This window comes from Williamwhitmania taraxaci, from assembly GCF_900096565.1.
Lineage (GTDB): Bacteria > Bacteroidota > Bacteroidia > Bacteroidales > Williamwhitmaniaceae > Williamwhitmania > Williamwhitmania taraxaci.
Map to the genome: position 1 here is coordinate 1 of NZ_FMYP01000021.1, position 18246 is coordinate 18246.

The window sequence follows — 18246 nt, forward strand, 5'->3', positions numbered from 1 at the left end:
GACGATCCTGCAAGAAATGCCCTAATGGATATCGTTGAACAGAAATATGACAAGACTTCTATTATCATTGCCGCACAGATACCAGTAAAAAACTGGCATGAAACAATTGGCGAAGGAACCATTGCCGATGCAATTCTAGACCGCATGGTTCACTCTTCACATCGCATTGAATTAACAGGAGAGTCAATGAGAAAAAACAAGATGAAAAAAACTCAAATTAATTCATAAATTTGGTCACGAAATCATCCTTTTTTTGTGGCACAATATCACCGAAACAAGTGGCACAATATCACCGAAATATCAACCACCACCCCATTTCTCTTGCTCGCGGCCTGGCTCTTTTTCCGAAGTTCGAGTCGTACATACCAATGGCTCCTGAACAGTAGGCTCGCTGGAAATTATATTCGCGCCTTTCGGGAGCAACGGGCAATTCCCCTGCACGCGAAGGTTATCTCCATTTTCTTGCTTTGGCTATCCATAAGTTACAGCATATTCTGGGTAGTGTCCCACACTTGGATTAAGGTATTGCTGATGGGAATCGCCATTGGGGTAAGCGTCCACATTCTCTCCTACAATACGTTGGTGAAAAACCGAAAAGAGTAGATAATTCAATTACGGACAGGGAGACTTATTACTAGTCAAAAAAATATTTTCTTACTATCGCGTAATCAGAGCGGTTTTAACAATTGTGGCAGTCCCTTGTGTGTCTTGTATTAAAGAAAGCCGGTCCTCCATAAGTCTTAATGATTTTCGAATACCCTCCTGCCACGCATAGATATCGCGAGTATATCGCTTATCATCTTGAATATCGGTAGGGTCTACAGATTCAACAGTAGCCTTCAGATGAAGAATAAATGAGTAGCCCACAATTTTATTGCTCCGTAATTTATCCCGAATGCTATCCACCTCAACAGAAATCCCCTCCGACTCAAGGTATTCCTCAAGCGCAGCCTCAAAAAGAAGATAGTGCTTGTGGCCATAATCAACTATAGCCTGACAAGCAAGCGGATAAGACTTTGCTAATGATCGGTAGGTAAGAACCATCTCAAGACTGTTATATTACAATTTTACATCAAAAAAGGATATAATAGGGTAAATGACAGGCAAATTTTTACGAAATGGTCAATTCTGAAGATGATTGACATATTTGCACTTACAAAGAAATTCGCTCATCGCAAAAAAACACAATAATTATAGATGAGAGTTTTCATAAAATTAGCTTATTAATAGCTATTTATTATATACCCAATCAATATGCAAGTAGTAAAATAGCACTATCAAAAACCAAATTAATACATCAGAAATGATAAACCAATTTAGACACAACCCATCGTTCTACACCTCCCTTAATACGGAATTAGATTCGTTTCTTTCTTATCAGAAGACACGTTTCCCCTTGGAAGATATGCTGACCATGGATATGCACTGTCATGACTTTAACAGTGATATACCCGATGAGCTAATCGGTAGAATCCTTAACGTTCCCGAAACATGGCTACCTACCGAAGATCTACTAAAAACACTCAAACACCATGGCTGCAATGCATTTACTATTACAAATCACAATAATGCCCGAAGTTGTTATGAACAGGCTAAAAACGGTGTAGACATTCTGACTGCCGCCGAATTTAGCGTTATGGTTCCCGATTTTCAGGTTGGAATCCATGTTCTCACCTATGGCTTTAATGAAGAGCAAGAAATCAAACTAAACAAACTGCGGAAAAACGTATACGATTTTCAGGAATACGCCAATGCGCAAGACATTCCAACCATTTGGGCACATCCACTTTATCACTATACGGCTAAAGTAATGCCTCCTTGGGAGTTTTTTGAAAAGATGGCGCTTGTTTTTCAACGATTTGAGATTATTAATGGACAGCGTGACACTTGGCAAAATATGCTTTCGAAGGTTTGGGTTGAGAGCCTTACTCCCGAATACGTTAAGGCTCTTGAAGAAAAACACAATATCGACTCATATAGGTATAGCCGTAACCCATATGAGAAATCCATGTCCGGTGGATCTGACTGCCATATGGGTATATTTGCTGGTCTTACGGGAACAAAACTCTACATCCCTAACCTTCAAGAGCGGTTAAAGAAGGAGTCTTCTGCGCGCCTTGCGCTCGAGGCAATTAGAGAGGGACGTATGGCACCTTTTGGAGCCAACAACCAAAGCGAGAAACTCACAGTAGCCTTTCTAGATTACTTTATGCAGATAGCACTCAACAGTAAAGATCCAGGATTGCTGCGAATTTTACTCCACCAAGGCACTACCCAAGATAAAATAATAGCCTTTGCAACCACCAATGCATTTGCAGAACTGCGCCGACATAAAGTTACCATGTCGTTTATTGAACTCTTTCATGGCTGTTTTACTGGCAAAAAAGCTCACTTTTCGAAACGCTGGTTTATATCCAAAGAATACAAACCAATTTTCGATGAGGCAAATAAAATTGCCAAAATGCGCAACGGTGCTCCTGTCGAGATGGCTGAAAAGTTCAACCAGTCCATAGAGAATATATTCGGTCGACTTAATGATATTCTTTCACACCGTCTGAAAAAGAAGTTAGAATCTATAACGATCAAATCGAAACCAGAAACAAAATCACTGAACAGTTTAATTGCCTCACTTGAACTGCCCAGTCATGTAAGGGAATTGCTTGGTAGCGATACTGTAGAATCATCGAAGAAGAAGAACAAAATGGAGTCAAACACAATTGATACTTCAAACTTCCTCGATGGATTATCCTTTCCATTCTTAGCCTCATCACTCATACTCGGTGCAACCTTTACCAGCGCTAAAGTGATGTATAACACTCGGTCGCTCTTGGCTTCCTTCGGTAATAAACTTGGTAAGTTCAACCATCCCACCCGAATGCTTTGGCTCACAGATACCTTCGGAGATCAAAATGGAGTATCGATGGTTTTGAAGTCAATGCTTCAAGAAATAAAGGCCAGAAACCTCCCCATCGACCTAATGGTGTGCAGTAATACACTAAAACCCGAGGATCATCTGATAGTGGTTAGCCCTCAATTGGAGGTTAGAGTCCCATTCTACGAACAACAACTCATTCGTATGCCCAACCTTATGGCGATCCATAAAATATTTTTGGAAGGGGAATACGACCGCATAATGTGTTCTACCGAAGGCCCCATGGGAATGATTGCTCTCTACCTGAAGCATGCCTACAGCGTTCCGGCAAACTTCTACATTCATACCGACTGGATAATGTTTGCTCGGAAAGCACTAAATCTTGATGCGCACAATCTAAACCGACTTCGCCGCCTAACGCGCGCATTCTATGGCACATTTGATAACATATTTGTTCTCAATACTGATCAGCAGCAGTGGCTTACCGGACCTCATATGAATTTTGATCCTGCACGGGTACACCTTACAGCCCATTGGGCCGACGATTGGTTTATTCCTCGATCCGTTCAAAAACATGAGGTATTTGGCTGTGCTATAAACGAAACAGTTATACTCTTTGCAGGACGGTTGAGCGAAGAAAAAGGAGTAATGGAACTCCCAAAAATATATAAAGAACTAAAGAAACGGAAACAAAAGGTCTGTTTCGTTATCGCGGGTACTGGCCCAATGGAAGAAGAACTTCGAAAGGAGATACCCAAGGCTAAGTTCCTAGGATGGGTGGATCACCACAAACTTGCAGAAATATATTCGGCCTCCGATGTTTTAGTCCTACCTTCAAAGTTCGATACGTTTGGGTGTGTTGTTCTTGAGGCAATGAGTTGCGGACTACCAGTAGTTGCCTACAAAACAAAGGGTCCCAAGGATATCATTGAGGATGGGAAAAGCGGTTTCCTCGTTTCCACTAGGATTGAAATGGCCGATAGAGTTGCACAGCTTGTTCAGGACAACAACCTTCAATTATCATTTAAAGCAGCAGCTATTAAGCGATCTAGGCTCTACAGCGCCAACAGAATTATCAAGGAATTACTTTCCAATTGCGGAATTGAAGGATAAAATTTCAATGAATATAAAGGAAAAACAAGAGTGGGTATGGTGGAAGCACGGCGTAATATACCAAATCTACCCCCGCAGTTTCAATGATTCCAATAGTGATGGGGTTGGTGACCTACCTGGAATCATAAAGAAAATTGACTACCTGAGCAGCCTTGGGATTGATGCTATATGGCTTTCGCCAATATATACTTCTCCAATGCACGATTTCGGATATGACATTAGCAATTATCGAGAGATCGATCCCGTTTTTGGAACCCTAAATGATTTCAAGAAGCTCTTAAAGGTTGCCCATTCCCGAGGCATACATGTGATAATGGACATGGTCTTGAATCACACCTCACATCTCCATCAGTGGTTCCAGGAATCGCGATTGGGCTTGAACAATCCAAAGCGCGACTGGTACATATGGCGGTCGGGAAGAAATGGACATCCGCCTAACAACTGGAAGGCTGCTTTTGGAGGAAGTGTGTGGGAATGGGATGAAAATAGCCACCAATACTACCTTCACTCTTTTTTGAAAGAACAACCTGATCTAAATTGGAGAAATAAGGAGGTGCAAAAAGCCTTTTTTGAAGATATTCGATTTTGGCTCGATATGGGTGTAGATGGGTTTCGTCTCGACGTTATAAACTGGATTGCAAAGGACAAAGACTTCAGGAGTAACCCCTGCATCATTGGAATAAATGGGCTTCAGCGTCACTTATTCGATCGAAACCGAAGTCACTCTCATAAGATTGTTAAGAAACTGAGGAAATTAATAGATAGTTACCCAAACAGAATGACAGTAGGGGAAGTGTTTGCGCTTCCACCGGGCAACCCAGAACTTTCGGCAAGCTATCTGGGCACAGGAAAAGACCAACTTAACCTTGCTTTCGATTTCTCTCTAATATATCGATGGTGGAATGCAGCTCAGTATCACCGCTGTCTCACTCGCTGGTATGAATCAATTCCTCCAAATGGATGGCCTACAATTGTACTTTCGAACCACGATATGCCTCGCGCTTTAAGCAGGTTTGGAATGGGGAGAAATCGAGATGAGAAAGCAAAGGTAGCTTCAGCTTTTCTACTAACCACAAAAGGAACACCTTTTCTATATTACGGAGAAGAAATTGGTATGCTAAACATAAAACTGGCAAGAGGTCAAATACTAGACCCCCTTGGCAAACGCTTCTACCCATTCTATGCCGGTAGAGATCGTTCGCGATCTCCAATGCAATGGGACAACTCAAAAAATAGCGGGTTTAGCAAAACGAAACCTTGGATGCCGCTTAATCCAAACTTCAAGAAAAATAATGTTAAAGTTCAGGAGACCGATAGCAGTTCATTACTTTCGTGGCACAAATCCCTTATTGCATTAAGAAAAAAGCACAAGCCATTGCATCGTGGCACTTGGCTCTCTGTAGCCGATGGGACTAACGGATATATTGGTTTTTATCGCACATTCGAAACAGAAAAAATACTAGTAATTCTAAACTTTACAGCCAGCAAGAAGAAATATTCGCTTGGAAAAGAATCAAAAATAAAATTACTTCTTTCTTCAAGAATTTATGAGAAACAAGAGTTTCGGACTACAGAACTATGTATTGATCCTTACGAAGTTTGTATTCTTATGGTAACAAAAGTATTCAATGAAAAGTCACAGTAAGGTTACGCACAAACATCTTATATGTTCCTGTTTGTTTACACTTACTGTGACTTTTAAATCAAAGTGCAACTTAACTACTCTTTTGGCATCTCAGCAGGACCCCCATTTAAGGGTGAATACCAATCGACCTTACGCGAAATGCGCATCACAACGGCCAATGCTGCAAACAAGCCAATACTTCCCATGATTAGCGCATAATCTTCCAGCTGAAGGATTGTGAATAAAAAAATATAAAGCACGCCCAACACGCCAATAAGCACTAAAGATTGCCTTCTGTTTTTGAAGATAGCAAAAGCATATGAGCCAATAAGGCCTATTGTGCCACTTGAAGCCAAGATGTATGCAACTGTAAAGCCTAACTGCTCCGATAGTGATACTAGCAATGTGTAGAAAACGCAGAGGGCTAATCCAACGAGTATGTATTGGACAGGATGAATTTTTCGCCTATTCAAAATCTCAGAGAATAGAAATACCATAAAAGTGAGCGCAATAAACATGAGCGCGTACTTGGCTGCCCTCTCCGATTTTTGGTAGTGATCGACCGGGAATAAAAGGTTAACCCCGAAGGCGGACTCGTAAACATCATAATTACTGCCAATCCATTTCTGCGGGAAGTTACGGTTTAGGTGTAGCACGGTCCAGTCGGCCTTGAACCCCGCGGGTCCCACCTCTCTGTTTTCGGGAAGAAACGCACCATCAAACTTTGGTGTGGCCCAAGTCGATTCCATTGCGACTTTTGAAACCTTTCCCAGCGGAACAAAACTCAGCGCGCTACTACCCTTCAATTTTAAGTTGATGCTATAGGTGTAAGTATTAGAGGCATCTAACTTTACGCGTGCCGAAATGCCTTGCTTTAAAACATCTTGGCTATCAAGGCCCGGAGTAACCTCATAATCGACGCCATTGAACTGAATCTTTAAATCGTTCTTAATTCCGCGCATATCAGGGATACCCAACGAAACATAGGCTTCGTCCCAAAGAATATCAGCAGGAGCTATTTTCCACTCTCCAAAATCTGGATTCTTAAACGTTCCCTTAATCAGCATGTCGGTAGTGTACAAAATCACCTTGTAAATGCCACGATACCGAATTTCAGGATCCATTTTACCTGATATATCAAGCTGTTCCGGCAAGAAGTGTGCATACTCCCTAGATTCAACTATCTTACCGTTGACTGCTGTTCGGCGAATAAAAGGCACTGAGATAACAGGTCCTGCAACGGTTTGCGCATTGCCCCATTTTCCACTAATCTCGTTCACCACCTGCTCGCTATTGAGTTGCCGCTCCTTAATCAGGTCGCGAATCATTGCGGCCGGGATGAGCAAAAATAGGGCCAAAATGCCCACCACAAAAATCTTAAAGGATACCGACTGGGATATCCAACTCCTTACATCGCTAGTTGCCATTTTGCTTTCTTTTGGGATTTAGATACAATAGAACGGTTGCCTATGTATTTCTATATAAATCAACCATTAAATTTAGCTAAAAGACCTCAGATAGAGAATTATTGCGGAAAAAGTTGAATGTATTGCGCTAACTCGTGCGCAAATATTGGGCCAGTTTAGCGTTCAGTTCGAGTTTATCGATCGGCTTAGACAGATAATCGTCGAATCCATAGTACACAAGTTTAACTTGATCACCAGGCATAACAAACGAAGTGAGGGCAATCACTGGTAGATTAGGCTTTGCTTCTTTTATGCGCTGCATTACCTCTATGCCATTTATTATCGGTAGCTTAAGGTTAGTAAGAACGAGTGCAATTTGATTGTTTGCCAGTGCAACTTCTACTGCGTCCTTCCCATTTCCATCCATGATGACTGTGCCGTTTGCATCGGCAATGAATTTTTCCATCAATACTTGGCTAGAAGTATCATCCTCCGCCACAAGAATAGTGGCACCCTCCAAATCAAGTTCAACGAAAGACGGCTCGATTTCAGTATGCTTTAATTTATTATTTGAAGCAATTGCCCCATGGAGAATAAGGCTAAAGGTCGAACCCTTGCCTAACTCGGATTTTACCGTGATTTCACCATCTAGAAGGTTGGCCATCTTTTTACAAATGGACAAACCCAATCCAACGCCATCAAACTCACGATTGAAACCATCATCTACCTGGCGGAATGGAGTAAAAATAAGGTTGAAATTTGCTGGAGCAATTCCCCTCCCGGTATCCTTCACATAGAATATCAAGTCATTGCCCGCCACGGAAATTCCATATTCAACCGTCCCCTGGAGAGTAAACTTAATGGCGTTATCGAGCAAGTGAATAAGAATTTGATTTAGCTTTGAAGCGTCGCTGCAGATGACAATGTTCGTGGCTTTATTAAATGGATCGTGGCGAATAGCGAGTTGCGATCTATTCCATTTTAATAGTGAATTATGGACAAATGGTTCAACCGCATTAAGTAATGAGGAGATATCAACCTCTGCCACATTCACCTTTACCTCACCGGCATCGAGCATTGAGAGTTCGAACATCGATTCAATAATTCCGAGAAGGTGCTTGCCCTGCTCGTTTATAATGTGACTAAAACCAGATACCTTTTCAATCTCTTTTACTCCCGGTAGAATTTGGCTAAACCCAATAATAGCATTTAACGGAGTACGCAACTCGTGCGACATGGTGGCCAGAAAAGATGATTTTAACCGATCGCTCTCCTCTGCCTTCTCCTTGGCTTTGATCAAATCCCGTTCAAATTGTTTTCGCTGCGAAATATCAATATCAAGACCAAGAATACCTAAGATTTGATCATTCTCGATAATCGGTGCCACTATTGAATTAACATTTCGGGTAACTCCAAATGCATCGACAAACTCCATCTCTTCATTGAAGGTTGCCCCCCCTTTTATACGCGCATTATTCCTGAGCCAGAGGTCGAGAGTTTCCTTCGGAATTTCCATCTCTTTAGGAGTCTTTCCCTGCATTGATCCCCAAAACAACTTTGATGTATCATTTTGCAGAAAACAGACCCCGTTCATATCGCGAGCCCATAAATCAAAGGGAATATTATTGATAACGGAATTAAGAATCACCTCACGCTCTTTAATCTTTTCGGCATTTTCTTGAATAACCTGATTGGACTCCTCCAGCTGGGCATTAGCCTCAGTCAACTCTTCGTTAAGCGACCAATATGCATCATTCTTCTCCTTAACCAGCCGTTCATTCTCCTCAGCGATTTCTTTTGCTTGAGTCAGCTTCTCCTCTGATTCCTTTTGATCTTGGATTTTACGCGCAAGAAGTATATTTTGATAGGCAAGAGAACTCAACTCGTTTGCAAAAACCTGAAGCAAATTGGTAATTGCGGTAAACTGTTCTACTGACATGTTGGACATTTTTCGATACTCGGTGAGTATATCCGCAGGATTTGCTCCTACTTCTAATGCATAGGAAGCCAACCTTTCTTCGTCGACCAACCCATGGCTAGCCTGTCCAATCATCCAAATACCAACCAACTTATTGCCCACATAGATTGGTGCACCAGCATCAATAAACCCACAACCTTTGCAAGTTTCAATATGGGCAGTTTTTGTGATTGCCGCCTTCTCCCCAACTAGTCTATCGGATGCTTCACATCGCGCTTTCCCTAGAGGAGTTTGACGGATTAACCCACAAACTCCGCTAAAGTTGCTGGGATTAGTAAGTGGAGATCCATATATATCTGTAATTACCGAAGCAACGCCGGTAGCCTTGGAAAAAGCTTCCTGAAGAATTTGGAGTTGCTCCAAATCAACAATATCGACAAGACTAAGTTCCGCCATTTCGGTTTCAGGGGAGAGAATCCTATCGAGTTTCAACTTCAGTTGTGTTTCCGATTGCCGCAAAAGTTGTTCGCTCGCCTCGGCTCTTTCCTTAGCCAAAATGATTTCCTGTTGGGATTGAATGCGATCGGTAATATCCTGAATAGTTCCAATCATCCTTATGGCAGCACCATTGGCGTCATACTCAATTTCGCCCAACCCAGAAACCCAACGCTCAAATCCATCACAAACTCTAATAATCTTATAGTCTTTTTTGAACCTTCCATACTCTTTTATGCAGGTATCTAAATGATCAGATAACATTTCGCGCTGCTCGGGCGCAATGAGCGAAAACCATCCGTTAAGGCTATGCTCATAGTGGCTATCTATTCCAAATATTTCGTCCAATACTGGTGAACTCTCCCAATACCCATCTTTTAAGTGATATATGTAGTGCCCAACTCTGGCAACTTCTTGAGCTTCTCGCAGAATTCGCTCACTTTGAAGTAATGCTTGCTCGGCACCTTTCCGCGCACTAATGTCCCTGACGATATTCATCATGGCGATGCGACCCCTATATTGGATAATTACGGCCATAACCTCAACCATTATGAAATGGCCGTCCTTATGCCTTAAGCTCGTTTCAAAATAAAAAAAACCCTTCGATTCGAGTTGAGCCTTACGATTGATCAGGGCTTGATTGTCAGTAATTTCTTCCAAATCATTTGGCGAAAGGAGGGTAAACTCCTCCTTGGTATATCCCAGCATTGCAGCTGCGAAGTTGTTCATCTCCTCAAATCGGCCGAATGTACCATCCGGATTAACGAAAAATATCGAAATACCATCTCGGTTGGCTTCAAACAGTGTTCGGTATTTGGATTCACTATCGACGAGCTCCGCCTCTATTTTCCTCCTTTGCGAAAGATCTATGTCGATGCAAAAGATTTCTGGCTCTCTGCCTGGGAAAGCAATAACAGTATGACTCGAAATTACGGGAACGTATGATCCATCCTTACGCATGAGCATTAATTCTTGAGCAGGGACGCAAGTACCCGTAAGAATCATTGAAGCAATCTCTTGACTCACCTCCTCGCGCATGGACATAGGTATAATCAAGTCAAGTAGATTTTTACCTATTGCCTCTTGAGCCGAATATCCGTAAAGTTCTTCGCTGGCGCGATTCCAGTATTTTACAATACCCTCGCTACTATACCCTTGTATAGCAATACCAAATGTCGCTTCCAACAAGATTCGAAACCGGGATTCACCTTCCTTTAATTGCTCATCGATCTCCTTGATGTGTGTAATATCACGCTTTACTCCAACTAATCGGAGCATATCGCTTTGGCTCACGATGGAGATATGTTCACTTACCCACCGAATCGCTCCACTCCGATGAACGATTCTATACTCGATGGAATCATCCAAATTATTCAATCCAAAATAGATCCGCAGCGTGTTCTTAACAAAATCGAGATCGTCGGGATGCACAACATAGAAACCAGATTCTTGCTGGTTGAGGAAATGAAGATCGTACCCTGTTAAGTCAATAATTTGTGGGGAGACATAGTTGCAAATTGGGTTACCCGTAGTATCGAGAGTATAGTGGGCAATACTTTCTTGAACATGATTAATTATAGTATCCTTCTCCTCCAATAGTCCATGAAGTTGGCTATTCTCCTTTTCGAGCAGATTAATTCTTTCCAGCAACTCGCTTATTGAAGGGGTATTGATATTCATTTAAAATTCCTTTATAAAGTGTTATGCGGATTTTAATTTTACATCATACGGAATTACCTATGCTACTTAACGTTATTCAGTGGTACTGCTTTGATTGGTCATTTGTTTTGGTTAACCAAGTTAACCCTTTTTGATGAGATTTAAGTAAATTGATCTGCTTATATGCGATTTTTTGCGAATAAATAGGTTCCGAATAGTGACCCCGACCTGACTACACATCATTGCCTCATATACTGGTAATCTTGGACAGCCCCCTTTTCCCTAAATAGTTTGATATTCTGCGTCCAACTGCGTAATTTATACCAACGGTTTGCAAATAGCAATAAATATCTATTTATCAGCCTTGCAAACAAGGTCCAATTTACCTCAAAAATGCTGACAACCTCAATTAATGAATTCCAACCGATAGGCCGATAATTTTGGACATACATCAATACGATAGCCCTAAGATGTACAAAACAAATGCACATTTAGGGCTCGCTGTAATAATCTAACATAAAACTACTTATCAGACAACTGCTCAACTAACGTAGTTGGCGTTGATTGAGTTAACGCTACAATCTCCATAGAGGAGAAAACCTTGTCGATATCGAAAAGCATTATGAAGCCATCCCCTTGCTGAATAATGCCCTCAAGAAATTCGGCCTTATACCTACTTCCAATTTTCGGAGCATCCAGAACTTTCTCCTTTTCAACTTCTATTACAGCTTGAACTGAATCCACGATAACACCGAGCCGAGCCGACGTGTTATCCATCTCCACTTCCATCACAACAATGCACGTATTTGAAGTGAACACCGTAGGCTGCATACCTAACTTCATACTGATGTCAATAACGGGAAGAACCCGCCCTCTTAAGTTGATAATCCCCTTCATGAACGACGGCGATTGTGGAACCTCTGTAATCTTAATCATTTCCAGAATGCTCAACACCCTTCCTGCGTTCACCGCAAACTCTTCCTCTCCCAGTTTAAAGGAGAGGTAAGAGTTGATATCCGACACCTTAAGCTTTATCATATGCTTATCTCTTAAGTTACAAAAACTGCCCGGCCACAAATAGCCTTTTAACCTTGACTATGTGAGAACTAGAACTTCTCATAACCAGCATCTCCAGTGGAATCGTGCATCCTATAAGCGACTCCTTTGGATGTCGTTTTTTTTACTGGGGCAGCAGTAGTCATTTTTCGAGTTGGCAATACTGTACTTTTTGCACTACCATACTGTTTTATGTTTGTTGCGGCACCCTTAACTGTTGCATTACTGCGCTTGTCGATCTTAAAGTATGAGATTATATCCTTCAGTTGTTCAGCTTGACTCGATAACTCTTCAGAGGCAGTAGCCATTTCTTCCGATGCTGCTGCATTTTGCTGAGTAACCTGATTGAGCTGCTGTAGCGCACTGTTTATTTGCTCTGCACCACTATTCTGCTCGATACTAGCAGCGGCAATCTCTTGAACCAACTTGGCTGTTTTCTGTATTTCCGGAACTACGGAATCCAGCATTTTACCTGCCTCATCCGAAATCTTCACCCCACTTTTCGATATTCGCTCAATTTCATCGGCAGCAACTTTGCTGCGCTCGGCAAGCTTGCGAACTTCGGCAGCAACTACTGCAAATCCTCTACCCTGTTCACCTGCACGAGCCGCTTCTACTGCCGCATTAAGCGCAAGAATGTTGGTTTGAAAGGCGATGTCGGAAATGATGCTTACCTTATCCGCAATGTCGCGCATGGAAGCGATGCTCATTTTAGCAGCCTCATTGCTCTTACGGATTTGCTCAGCTCCTACAACCGAAATTTTTTCGGCACCCTGGGCGTTATCGGTATTCTGCTGAATGTTGGCCGACATCTCTTCCATTGAGGCCGAAACCTCTTCAGCAGACGAAGCTTGCTCCGTTGCACCCTGCGACATCTCCTGCGAAGTGTTGCTCATTTGCAAGCTGGCCGCAAGTATATTCTCCGAACCAACTAGAACATTTGTAACTACTTCCTTTATTTTATTCGACATTGCTTGAAGCGCACGAGCCAAAGTTCCAATCTCATCCTTACGTGTAAGATATTCGGCATCGACATCTATGGTTAGATCGCCCTTACTTACAATTTCAGCAAATTCCACTCCCTTTTTGATACCAGTGGTGAGCGATTTTGTAATGACCAGTTTTGGCACTAAGGATCCAAAAATGCCGAAAATCACAAGAATAACCATACCAGTTTTGGCATTCGTTGCACTACTTTCATTCGTTTGACAGATGGCAGTCGTATTGTTGATATTGTTGACAGTCATTTCAGTAAAAGAAGCCCCCATTATCTCAGAAATGGGAACCATCGTTTCATAGGCCTTGTGGTACTTTTCGTAGAGCATAACTCGCTCTTCATTATCTGCGGCATTGATCAACTTTTCAATAGTTCCATCAAGTTCTATATAAATACCTCTCCAAGCGGCATACTCACCTTTAATCCTATCTACTAACTCCTTGCCTTTTAATGAAAATCGCGGACGATCGACAACTGATTTCCACACCTTATCTACAATCAGCCAAGTAGACTTTCGGTGTTCCAAGATTTGCTGCAACTGGCCCTTTATTTCGGCATGGTTTTCCATTGTTAAAACCTCCAGCGTTTGTGACCGAATCACCATTCGCTCGTAATTAATCTGAGACAAATCAATGAGATCAGGGATCCGATTCTCACTTATACCCAAGACGTCCGAAGAGATAGTGCTCAACCGCCAGAACCCAACACTGCCAATAAGTATTACGATTAGCATCATAACCGAGAATCCTACAGAAATCTTTGTTCCAATTTTTAAATCTGAATACTTCATAGCCGGGGATTTTAAAATTATTTTAGACGAGAAGCAAAATTACAACTTGAATAAACGACATAAAATTTTTCAGCGATGATATCCATCACTATTATAAACATTATTACAAACTAACATCGTTTGCGGTTATTCCAAATAACACACACACACCAATAATCAGTATTTACAAATAGAAAAGAGGGTGTCTAGCCTTCTAGACACCCTCTTTACCTTAAATGAAATGAGATTCTACCTCCAACTCCGTAACTTATACCAACGGGTTGCAAATAGTAGAACAATGGCGTAGCAAGGTATCAATATCCAGTAGGCATTTTGCAAGCCTATAATATCGGAGAGGTAACCCCAGAGCAACGGCAATATGGCACCGCCGGCAATAGCCATAATTAGCAACGCCGAACCGGTTTTTATGAATCGGCCAAGGTCGTGGATGGCAAGTGGCCAAATTGCAGGCCATACAAGCGCATTTGCCAAACCAAGTAGAGCAACAGCAGTAATTGAAATTGTGGGAGTGCTAAATATTGCTACCAACGAAAACAGAATACCCAGTATTGCCGAAATTTCGAGCGCTCGCCGTTGGCTAACAACTTTTGGAATAAGCACTATGCCTAGCACATACCCAACAATCATGGCGATTAGCGTAAGGGAAGTAAATACTTTTGCCGAGTTAATGGCAAAACCTTGTGCAATGCCGTATCGAATAATTGTATCACCGGCAATTACCTCCGCACCAACATAAAAAAACAGTGCAGTAGCACCAAGTATAAGATGAGGGAATTGAAAGATGCTGGTTTTCCCAGCAACCGCCTCGTCCTGCTCATTTTCCGGCTCACTTTCAACTTCAGGTAGTGGCGAATAGCGAATCATTATAGCCAGCAAGACGAGAACTCCCGTCATAACCATGTAAGGGTTAATTACTCTACTTGCCAATTCATCGAGCGCAGCAACACGAGCAATACCGTCGAGTTTTGCAAGGTTAACAACAAATGCATCGCCATCGTTAAGAATAAAGTATGCAAGAATAAGTGGAGCCAAGGTTCCTGCAACCTTATTACAAATTCCCATGATGCTGATACGTCGAGCCGCTGTTTCGCGAGGGCCGACAATGGTTATGTAAGGATTTGATGCCGTTTGGAGTATTGCTAACCCAGTTCCCATCACAAATAAGCCAAGAAGGAACAATTCGTATGTGCGAGTTTTTGCGGCAGGAACAAATAGTAAGGTTCCAAGTGCAATAACAAGCAAACCTACCATCATCCCATTTTTAAATCCAGTTTTCTTTAATACCCACGACGAAGGAAGAGCCATTACGGTATAGGAGATGTAAAAAGCAAAGGCTACAAACAGAGCCTGGAAGTTGGTGAGTTCACAAGCAATTTTTAGGTAGGGAATCAAAATTCCGTTGAGCCACGTTACAAATCCGAAGATAAAAAAAAGTGCTCCAATGATGGAGATGGATAGAACGTAACTACCCTTATTCTGAGCTTTAGTTGCTGAGGTATTGGACATAGCAAGTAATTAAATGGTTCATTGCCAATTTTACAAGTTGAATCAGGCGAGAGACAAAGGTAAAAATTCACCCTAACCCTGCAACTGGTAAATTGATTGAGAACAAAAAAACTTGCAAAGAGAGAAGTCTATGCCAATACTATTTAGCAGATGAAGCCGAATCCATGGAAAAAACTTCCCATTGATGCCCATCCAAATCGGCAAAGGAGTGACCATACATCCCATTGTGATCTTTGGGTTCCATATAGGTTGACCCACCCGATTCCACTGCCTTGTTTACCATTTCGATAACTTGCTCTTTACTGTCGAGTTGTAGCGCAACCAGCATTTCAGTATAGCGTGTGGCATCGCTTACATTTTTCTGGGTAAACGCCATAAAGTGCTTTTCAGCCAAAAGCATAACAAACATATTTTCAGCAACCTCTACGCATGCGGCAACATCGTTGGTGAACTTTAGGTTGAAGGTAAACCCAAGGTCTGCAAAGAAAATAATAGACTTACCTAGATTCTTGACAGGAAGGTTGACAAATAATTTTGATACCATAAGGCAAGGGTGTAAAGGTTAATCTTAAAAAACACAAGAATTGTAACAGCTGCTTTTTAGTAGCATTTGGAGATAAAAGTCACCTCTAATAAATACTCTTGCAAACATTAAACCCCACAAAATGTGGGGCGTAACGATATATTGTTTTGGGCGTATTAACCTGATTTACAAAATCATCCTACGAACCCAAATTCTCGAACAAGGAAGCCGACCCACTCATTAGCATGTAAATAATAAACACTACACCAATTACAATGCGATAGTATCCAAAATGTTTAAAACCGTAGTTTTCGACAATCTTGAGAAATACTTTTACAGCACCCCAAGCAGTAACAAAAGCTACTACTAAGCCTATTCCAAGCAGCAAAAGTTGGTGCGACGAAAAGGTAACATCGGTCTTTAGTAGGTCGTATCCGGTAGCAGCACACATAGTTGGAACTGCTAGTAAGAAAGAGAACTCAGTTGCTTGCTTCTTATTTAAACCGTTATACACACCACCAATGATGGTTGCAGCAGCGCGCGAAACGCCGGGAACCATGGAAACGCACTGCGCCAACCCAATAACGAACGAGCGACGGTAGGAAATATCGCCAAGATCCTCATAATCAGACTCACGAGCAACTACTCGCTTGTCGATAATAACAAGGATGATACCACCAACAATAAGCGCAACCGAAACACCAAGCGGGTTAAACAAAAATGCCTTAATGTAAGGGTAAGCCAAAAAGCCCGCAATCCCTGTTGGAATAAAGGCGATGGCCAACTTGTAGTATATGCTTAAACTTTGGAGAAAACGCTTGTAGTAAAGCATCACGATTGCCATAATCGCACCAAGTTGAATAGCTATTTCGAAGGTTTTTACGAAGGAGTCATCCTGAATCTTCATGATCGACGAAGCCAGAATCATGTGACCGGTAGAAGAAACCGGTAAAAACTCGGTAATACCCTCAATAATGGCGAGGATAATTGTTTCAATAATTCCCATTAATTCCAGTATATATTGTTAACACTCCATCTAAATTTAAATCGATGGCAAACCTACCAAAAGATGATTAGATAGGCAACAGTTTTTGGTATTTAGGCGTTTGAAAAAAGTAAACTGCAAGTCAAGAATTGCTTCTCTGCTAACTGCTGCACCAAACCATCAATTTACGACTCACTCTTCTTTAGTTCCCACAGTTCAACCTGCTCAGTTGCACGCCAAACTTGATTACGCTTGGTTTTTGATGAAGCTTCTTTTACATTTCGCGTGAGATGCTTAACCTTTACAAACCTACCTCCGGTTGATAGTTCCACCTCAACAGGGTTGTTTTTTGCAACACCGGTTGTAATCGCCAAGTTGGAAAATAGTATTACCACATGGCCATCAGGCTCAAGATTACAGTAAGCCTGCTCGAAGAAGCGGGGGAAGAGCGTTTCGTCGTAGTAAATTGCGCTATCGAGTCCAGCAATATCTCCCTGAGCTGGAATCCAAGGTGGGTTGAAAACAATCAACTCGGTCTTCTCTTTACAGTGGGAGAGTAAATCGGTAAGGATAAGATCAACCTTACTGCTCTTGCCCATCCTATCCAGCTCCTCGGCCACTCCAATAATGGCGTTTGGATTGGTATCGGTGCCTACAAGATGACGAAAGCCATGCTTTAACAGCTGCAACGAAAGCACACCGCTGCCCACACCCACATCAATGGCTGATAGCTTGGCTCCACGGTAATGCTTCAGCCATTCGTCGAAAAGTTCTATGTGGTCGAAACGAGTTGGGAAATATGTACCATAGAAGGGATGTAGTTTATAACCTAATGAGGGAATTAAAATGCCCTTTTCGTACCATTGCCAAGCGCTATTTAACCCCTGCACATCGGGGAATGATATTAGCAGGTTAGAATTCTCGGGATAAAAACGGCTCAGCCATCCTATCTCCGGCGCTTTCCTAATGGCCAACTTCTGATTGGTAACGAGCACCAAAAGGTGTTGCGAGGCCTGATGGTAAACATTACGAAATTCACGCTGGGCCTTAAAATCATTCTCGGAATAGTTGCTGCGGAGATACTTTTTCAACGCCGCCAAAACGGTTAGACCCGTGCTATAAAAATCTTGCACCAAAACATGCTCACCCTTAAGTAGGGCTTCCACTGCATACTCGGGATCATCTTTCCTGCGAACTGCAAGCACATCGCACTCTCCAATCAATGGTGAGGGAATGCTTGGCTCTATACTATCGTCGCTATAAACCATAAAGTGTATGAGGCATTGTTTGGGGAGGAAACAG

General features: G+C 42.1%; 13 protein-coding genes. 4 read left to right on the forward strand and 9 right to left on the reverse strand.

From position 1 onward, the window contains the following. The coding region (locus tag BLS65_RS07155; protein ID WP_170830030.1) for an ATP-binding protein at positions 1–228 on the forward strand (228 nt) is incomplete at its 5' end. A gap of 27 nt (positions 229–255) precedes the next feature. Then, positions 256–603: a YbaN family protein gene (locus tag BLS65_RS07160; protein ID WP_170830031.1), complete on the forward strand. Its 348-nt coding sequence runs from the start codon at positions 256–258 to the stop codon at positions 601–603. Between the two features lie 54 nt (positions 604–657). Here the strand turns inward: BLS65_RS07160 and BLS65_RS07165 are convergent, their stop codons facing one another. Beyond that, positions 658–1044, reverse strand: a complete 387-nt coding sequence (locus BLS65_RS07165) for a hypothetical protein (protein WP_092437412.1) — start codon at positions 1042–1044, stop codon at positions 658–660. A 259-nt stretch (positions 1045–1303) separates the two neighbouring features. Here BLS65_RS07165 and BLS65_RS07170 point away from each other — a divergent pair, with 259 nt between their 5' ends. Continuing rightward, on the forward strand, positions 1304–3985 hold the full coding sequence (locus BLS65_RS07170; protein WP_092437414.1) for a glycosyltransferase: 2682 nt from the start codon (positions 1304–1306) through the stop codon (positions 3983–3985). Between the two features lie 7 nt (positions 3986–3992). Beyond that, positions 3993–5630, forward strand: coding sequence for an alpha-glucosidase (locus BLS65_RS07175; protein ID WP_092437416.1), 1638 nt, complete (start codon positions 3993–3995; stop codon positions 5628–5630). 74 nt (positions 5631–5704) lie between these two features. Here BLS65_RS07175 and creD read toward each other — a convergent pair whose 3' ends face one another. The 8 genes from creD to BLS65_RS07220 all read right to left on the reverse strand — a co-directional run bounded on the left by creD (position 5705) and on the right by BLS65_RS07220 (position 18212). Continuing rightward, the gene (gene creD / locus BLS65_RS07180) at positions 5705–7036 is read right to left on the reverse strand and encodes a cell envelope integrity protein CreD (RefSeq protein ID WP_092437418.1); all 1332 of its coding nucleotides are present in this window, start codon (positions 7034–7036) and stop codon (positions 5705–5707) included. 127 nt (positions 7037–7163) lie between these two features. Next, positions 7164–11108, reverse strand: a complete 3945-nt coding sequence (locus BLS65_RS07185; protein ID WP_092437420.1) for a PAS domain S-box protein — start codon at positions 11106–11108, stop codon at positions 7164–7166. Positions 11109–11609: 501 nt separating this feature from the next. Continuing rightward, a complete protein-coding gene (locus BLS65_RS07195) occupies positions 11610–12125 on the reverse strand; it encodes a chemotaxis protein CheW (protein WP_092437424.1) in 516 nt (171 codons plus the stop codon). 68 nt (positions 12126–12193) lie between these two features. Next, positions 12194–13930, reverse strand: coding sequence for a methyl-accepting chemotaxis protein (locus BLS65_RS07200; RefSeq protein WP_092437426.1), 1737 nt, complete (start codon positions 13928–13930; stop codon positions 12194–12196). A 228-nt stretch (positions 13931–14158) separates the two neighbouring features. Further along, a complete protein-coding gene (locus tag BLS65_RS07205; RefSeq protein ID WP_092437428.1) occupies positions 14159–15436 on the reverse strand; it encodes a sugar MFS transporter in 1278 nt (425 codons plus the stop codon). A 139-nt stretch (positions 15437–15575) separates the two neighbouring features. Continuing rightward, a complete protein-coding gene (locus BLS65_RS07210) occupies positions 15576–15980 on the reverse strand; it encodes a VOC family protein (RefSeq protein WP_092437430.1) in 405 nt (134 codons plus the stop codon). A 178-nt stretch (positions 15981–16158) separates the two neighbouring features. Continuing rightward, positions 16159–16965 carry an undecaprenyl-diphosphate phosphatase gene (locus BLS65_RS07215; RefSeq protein ID WP_092437432.1) on the reverse strand — a complete coding sequence of 269 codons (807 nt, stop codon included), beginning with the start codon at positions 16963–16965 and terminating at the stop codon, positions 16159–16161. 164 nt (positions 16966–17129) lie between these two features. Then, a complete protein-coding gene (locus tag BLS65_RS07220; protein WP_092437434.1) occupies positions 17130–18212 on the reverse strand; it encodes a methyltransferase in 1083 nt (360 codons plus the stop codon). Positions 18213–18246: the final 34 nt, after the last annotated feature.